Annotated in this window: 6 protein-coding genes; 1 reads left to right on the top strand and 5 read right to left on the bottom strand. The window is 65.2% G+C overall.

What is annotated here, in order from left to right; genetic code table 11:
• Positions 1 to 731: 731 nt before the first annotated feature.
• Positions 732 to 1148 carry a hypothetical protein gene (locus tag ACHAAC_RS17435; RefSeq protein ID WP_435717650.1) on the top strand — a complete coding sequence of 139 codons (417 nt, stop codon included), beginning with the start codon at positions 732 to 734 and terminating at the stop codon, positions 1146 to 1148.
• Between the two features lie 27 nt (positions 1149 to 1175).
• On the opposite strand, the gene ACHAAC_RS17430 is transcribed toward ACHAAC_RS17435, so the two are convergent.
• From ACHAAC_RS17430 to ACHAAC_RS17410, 5 genes are all read right to left on the bottom strand, one after another.
• Positions 1176 to 2024 carry a hypothetical protein gene (locus ACHAAC_RS17430; protein WP_435717649.1) on the bottom strand — a complete coding sequence of 283 codons (849 nt, stop codon included), beginning with the start codon at positions 2022 to 2024 and terminating at the stop codon, positions 1176 to 1178.
• Positions 2025 to 2221: 197 nt separating this feature from the next.
• Complete coding sequence (locus tag ACHAAC_RS17425; protein WP_435717648.1) at positions 2222 to 2473, bottom strand: hypothetical protein; 252 nt, start codon at positions 2471 to 2473, stop codon at positions 2222 to 2224.
• Positions 2474 to 3123: 650 nt separating this feature from the next.
• Positions 3124 to 3921, bottom strand: coding sequence for a hypothetical protein (locus tag ACHAAC_RS17420; protein WP_435717646.1), 798 nt, complete (start codon positions 3919 to 3921; stop codon positions 3124 to 3126).
• The gene (locus ACHAAC_RS17415) at positions 3911 to 4741 is read right to left on the bottom strand and encodes an HpcH/HpaI aldolase/citrate lyase family protein (RefSeq protein WP_435717644.1); all 831 of its coding nucleotides are present in this window, start codon (positions 4739 to 4741) and stop codon (positions 3911 to 3913) included. The genes ACHAAC_RS17420 and ACHAAC_RS17415 overlap by 11 nt, the downstream gene beginning before the upstream one ends.
• A partial coding sequence (locus tag ACHAAC_RS17410) for an acyl-CoA dehydrogenase family protein (protein WP_435717642.1) occupies positions 4738 to 4962 on the bottom strand: 225 nt, incomplete at its 5' end. The genes ACHAAC_RS17410 and ACHAAC_RS17415, both read right to left, overlap by 4 nt.

The following is a 4962-nucleotide window of genomic DNA, read 5'->3' as shown; positions in this document are numbered from 1 at the left end:
GTGGCCGCACGAGCCCGCTCGAGCACGTCAGCGGAACAGACCACCTCGGCACGGAGCGAACCGGCCGTAGCCGGCTCCGTCGCGGCGAACTCACTGCTGCAGCAACTGCAGGAGACCGCCGGCGTCCTGACGGTGCCTGACCCGCCACCGGACGTGCGTGGGGCGTATCGCAGAGCGATCAGTCGAGCCATCACCGACGGCCTGATCCCCGAGGGATACGTGCTGCGCCACACCGGACGCGACCGAGGTGATCTGGTGATCCGGCTCGTCTCGCGCCAAGAGGTTGCACCCGCTCGAGAACGACTGCCCGAAGTGCCAGTGCCGGAGGATCTGCGTGGCTCGCACCCGGCGGTACGGGCACTGCGCGACGAACACCGGGATCGGCTCGCAGTCAGAACTGAGTCCCGCCGGCGCGCGCTGCTGATCGTGCAGGCGATCGCAGCAGAATGCGCTCGCCGTGAGCACCAATTCGCTCTGCCCGATGAGGAACGGTCGACCTTTCAGATCAGCATCGGCGATGTCGCATTCACCTTCGTCCTCACCGAGGAGTTGGAGCGTCGCGAAGGCCCGTCAGTGAGGTCCTCGCTGCGACGAAGTACGCCTGGCAGCGTGTCCCCTCAACAGTGCAGCGGGTCCCTTCGGGCCGACTCGTCATCAAGTTGCAGGACCATCGGCACGCAGCGTCCTGGGCCGATCGGAAACGGTGGACCCTGGCCGACCGGCTCCCCCACTTGTTCGCGCACCTGGAAGATGCAGCCATCCGGGTGGTCGAGCAGCGTGCCCGCACTGAGCTCAAACGTCAGGAGCAGCACCGCGCCTGGGAAGCCGCGTGTGCCGACGCGCGCGTGGCCTTCATCGAAGACTTCAATCGTCGACGGCTGGAGGAGCAGGTGGCCGCCTCAGCAAAGGCCGCGTCGCTGCGCCGCTACGCCGCACGGCTCCGCGAACAGGCGCAGCAGCCAACCCCGAGTGCAGCTGGGGCTGCAGTCCGTGAGTGGGCCGACTGGGCCGACAACGAAGCCGACCGCATCGACCCGCTGCTCTATCCCGTCGACCTGGCCTACCGGGTGCCGGAGCAGATCGGGGCACGAGAGATCGCGCCGTTCATGCCCCGCGGAATGAGCGCTTGGTCGCGACCATCACCGTGAGTAGCCACGCTGGTCCACTCCCTCGAGTCAGCTCCGGTCAGTGGCATCGTCGATGCGGAGCATCTCGACCGGCGTCCCCAGCTCCCGACTCAGTTGAGCGGCTTGGTCGCCACTGCCTGCGGCACGCAGAAGCTCGATGGCGCGTTCGGCCACGTCGCCCACCCGCTTGATCTCCCGACGCAGTTCAACCAGCTCATCGAACCGCTCGGTCTCTTCCGCGCCGCACCAGGAACGCAGCAGTTGTCGCGTCGGCTTTCCGAACTCATCATCGCTCTGGCGGCTGTCCTCAGGGGTGATGTAGAAGTCCTGATGGCCGCGCGAGTAGCGCCCATGGATCGCTTCGTGCCGAGCCTGCCGCTCCTCCGCCTCCACAAACATCAGCACCTGCTCCGCATGTCGACGAGCGACAGCCTGGACAACGATCTCAGTGATCGGCCACGGCGCCATGCGAACACCATCCTCGACGAAAGAGGCAGGGTGACCAGTCAGCTCAGATACTTCGATCCCAGTCGAGACAGCGAGGGTCCCTACGTCGGCGACATGAATCGCGGTGCCGTCGCGGTAGCCACCTCGCGCCACTTCCTCGGCGATGTACTCAAGGAAGATGTGCTCGGCGGCGTACTCCAGTGCCTCCTCTGCCGGGCCGAGACTGCGCAGGGTCTCCCACCGGGCCTCACGGGCGCGAAACGCATCGACCTGGGCCCATGGCACTTTCATCCGTGCCGGAGGCACCCACTCCTCGCGGCCCTCGAACTCAGCATCAACGAACCGCACCAGCGTGCGAGCTGGCTTCTGCGTGCCTAGGCGCACGACCATCACCTCAACCAGCGGTTCCTGATGACGGGCCCGGTAGGCCCACGACTTGTTCGGCTCCATACCCACCAGCATCCGACACCTTCTCTTCAAGGTCCCGCCTCCCAGTGGCACCCACCGCCCCGGCAGCAGTTCTTCGGGTGTTGAACACCGAAGCGTTCCCTCAATGTAGGACGAAGTGGGTTCCCTCAATCTGACCGTGCGCAATGCTCGTTCCCATCCAGATGTCAAAGGCCAGCAACTCGCGGGAGCTGGAGCTGTTAGATCTCGCGCCGCGCCTCGAGCGACGGCGGTCCGTCTGCACGCTCGATGCCGAACATCGTGCCGAGACCCGTGAGAGCGTCGCCGGTCAACAGTGACGGGTTGGCGTCAAATTTGCCGAGCATTCTGGCAACCTGTTCAGGAGGCAATTGCGACAGTGCTTGCTTCAAATCAGGAAGTCCATCGCCGGCACGGATCTCAGTCTCTGCAAGGAGGCGCATCTGCTCGTCGGCAAAGCGCTGTGCCGCCATCGCCAGAAGATACCTTGCCGCGCTTCCGCGCTGGTCATGTCCGCTTCGAACTCCTCGGCGATGGCCGCAAGGTCCAAATAGGGCTCGACAGGCGTTGCCTCGAGCACTTCGGACTTCTTCGCGGCACGGCGCCGACGACGCAACGCGCGTCGCTCGCGCCGCCCCTGCACCCGTGCCTGGATGGCAGGACGAAGCTTCTCGATCCAAGACGCTTGGCGTGGGGTGTGCCGCGCTCAATGGCGAGTTCCAACAATGCTCGGACAACTGCCTGCGCGAGTTCGCCTCGCTGTCGCTGCGCCTCGGTACGGTGGGGGAAGCCGCCTTCCCCAGGCATGTAGAGGGTCTCAGCTTTGCGTGACCCGGCCCTGTTCGCCGTTCTCATCATCAGGGATAAAACGGGCACTACCCTTGAGATTGCCGTTCTCGTCGAAGAGGTTCTGGTGCAAACCGCCCTGTTTCCGCTTGCCCCGGGGGTGAGGCCCTCATCGTCATATTCGTAGCGACCCCGGATGCTAGACACCGCAAACCACCGCCCCCATACGCTCGTTCCAAGCGCTCGGAATGTTCAAAGTCATGGCACAATTCTAGGTCGAAACACCGACTATTCGAGGCCGATCAACCGCGATGGCACCGATCGGTGCAGCAGTCCTTTATCCTATGAATGTCGCTGTCGCGGTGGTCCGCTCGTCGTTGGACTCAATCCACGCGCTGCCCGGCTTTCCGGCGGCAGCACGCACATTGAGTCCATCGTTCTCGTGCAGAGGTGAGACGAGGCGATATGAGAAGGTGCGGATCATCGGTTGCACGAGAGTGGCGAGCTCGGCCATCAGGAGAGCCTGCAAGGGCCCGTGAACCACGAGTCCCGGATGGTTCTCGACCTCACGCGTGTAGTCGCGGTCGTAGTGGATACGGTGAGCGTTGTAGGTGAGCGCTGAGAACCGAAACAGCAAGGTTGAGTTGACTTTGACACTGGCGGTCCTCGTTGGCTCTTGATGTTCAACGGGGCGACGGACTGGTTGATCCGCCGATGCCGATGTCACCGCAGGCATCGGGATATAGACGATGTCGCGTTCGTCAACAAGAGCGACGTCACCGTCGACCTCGATAGTGGTGCGCTGGCACACGAATCGTAGAGACCCACTTCGACCCTGCCGCTGCTCGTCCGAGATCGTCGCTGTCGTGGCAATAGCGTGGTCACCGACGACGAGTCCGCGGTCGGCGTGAACGCGCCCTCCAGCAAACATGCGGCGGTACCCTTCGGGAGTTGCATTGGCTCCGGCTGGGTGGCCATCAAGCCCGAGTGCTGACTGCGCGGGACGGTCTAGGAAGTAGAACATCTGCCACATCAACGGCAGCTGGTTCCCCTCGAGGAATTGGTCGCCTGGTCTATTCAGGAACGCTGCGACTGTCCGCGCTGTGCGCTGATCGATATCGTCCTCACGTCGCATTCGTGCACCTGCGGGCAAGGATGGACTCGGCGCGCAGAACGACGGGGCGGTCGATCATGCGGCCGTCGAGCACGGCCACCAGGCCGGACGACGCGGCCTCGACAACACCTTCGGCCCAGGCGATCTCGTCGTCCGTCGGCGCGAGGCCGACGTGAACGATAGGCACCTGGGCCGGGTGGATGCAAAGGCGTCCGGTGTAGCCGCGACGTCGCGCGGCCCGGGTGTCGGAGGTGACGCGCTCGGTGTCGCGCACCTCGGTGCTCACGCCGTCGATAGGCGCGGGCAGGCCGGCGGCGATCGAGGCGACGAGCAGCGAGCTCCGGGCTGCAGCGAGGACGTCGTCGGCGTCGGGATCGACGCCGAGGTCCGCCGCTAGGTCGAGGTGACCGAGCGCGATCCGTGCGACACCTGCGGTCCGGGCAATCGTGACGGGATCGACCAGGCCGAGCGCCGACTCGATCAGCGGGATAACCGGCGCGCCGGTGCGTCGGGCGAGCTCGACGAGCACCGACGGGTCCTCGGCCTTCGGCACCATCAGCGGTACCCCTTGCGGTGCCAACGTGGCAACGTCGGAGGCGCCAACGCCGCCGCGCGGGTCGTTGATCCGCACGAGAAGGAGGGCGGCCTCGTGCGGTTCGGCCAGTCGCTCCCCCACCGCAGCGCGAGCCGCGTCCTTGGCGTCGGGTGCGATGGCGTCCTCGAGGTCGAGCACGACGGCGTCCGCCCCTGACTCAAAGGCCTTCTCGAGCCACTTGAGTCGGTCGCCTGGCACAAACAGAAAGGAGCGCGCGGCGGCGATCCGGGCCGCGAGGTCGCTCATGACGCGTAGCTCTTGAGCAGCGAGCGGCCGATGATCATCTTCTGGATGTCGGACGTGCCCTCGCCGATGAGCATGAACTTGACCTCGCGCATGAGGCGCTCGATCTCGTACTCCTTGGAGTACCCGTAGCCACCGTGGATGCGGAAGGAGTCCTCCACGACCTCGTTGGCGTACTCGCTGGCCAGCATCTTGGCCATGCCGGCCTCGACGTCGAGCCGCTT

Source organism: Aeromicrobium sp. CF4.19 (genome assembly GCF_051262555.1).
Lineage (GTDB): Bacteria > Actinomycetota > Actinomycetes > Propionibacteriales > Nocardioidaceae > Aeromicrobium.
Note: the sequence above shows the minus strand (reverse complement) of the source record. Positions and strands in the feature narration are given on the sequence as shown.